Annotated in this window: 1 pseudogene; it reads left to right on the top strand. The window is 41.9% G+C overall.

Annotated features, from left to right (window positions below):
* Window positions 1-663: 663 nt before the first annotated feature.
* Window positions 664-841 (top strand): annotated as a pseudogene (locus tag R7040_RS25575) (GNAT family N-acetyltransferase); the annotation flags it as partial.

The raw sequence follows: 841 nt of genomic DNA on the forward strand, positions 1-841 counted from the left end.
ATCATAAGAACCTATTTGATATAGCTCAATCTGTAACAAAGCCCGTTTACATTCAAAAAGATGGTCAGCGTTACCGTATAAACTAGAGCCCTAACAAAGCATTTAAGAGTGATTCCCAACGCTTGGCATTTTTCATTCCATCGTTGAGTTCAGTGTTTACGGTGGTATGGTTAGGTTCAGTGGTCGCGTTGTTCACACCTTAATGCGGCGTTATTTCCGCAACGGATCTCTCAGGCTGAATGTACGTGGTTGTAGCCTAAGAGTGAAAGTGGCGGGGTAATAGGGTGGAAAAGCGGCGAAAAGGGCGAATATTGGTCATTTCCATGCTAGCCTTAAAGCGCTTTAAGCGCACCTTAATATGGCGCAGCAATTAAAGAGTGACGCTAAAGTGATTTAAGGTAGTGAGCTGCCAAATACTTCGGCTTCGATTTTTGCCTGCATACCGAAAATTTCTCGTCATATCAAAAGATTAGGCGTAAACATAGCCGACTTTAGTTGCGGAATAACAAGACGTTCAAGGCGATTCGAAACGCATTGGGATTTTAGTGCCCAAATAGGCACGGATTTATCAGAGTTTATTTTAGGTTAGGGTGCATGTGCGTCTCTCACACCTTAACTGCGCGTTATATTGCCCCGATAAATTAGGCTATCTAGAGCTTTAAAATGATAAGAAAGTACAACGAAAATGACATGGATTCAGTTCTTGAAATTTGGCTTAATGCGTCAGTTAAAGCTCACGATTTCATCTCAGCTGAGTTCTGGGAATCTCAACTAGAAAACATGCGTAACATCTACATCCCAGCTTCAGAAACTTATGTGTACGAAGTTGAGTCGAAAGTAG

It is taken from the genome of Vibrio sp. 1069, from assembly GCF_033340555.1.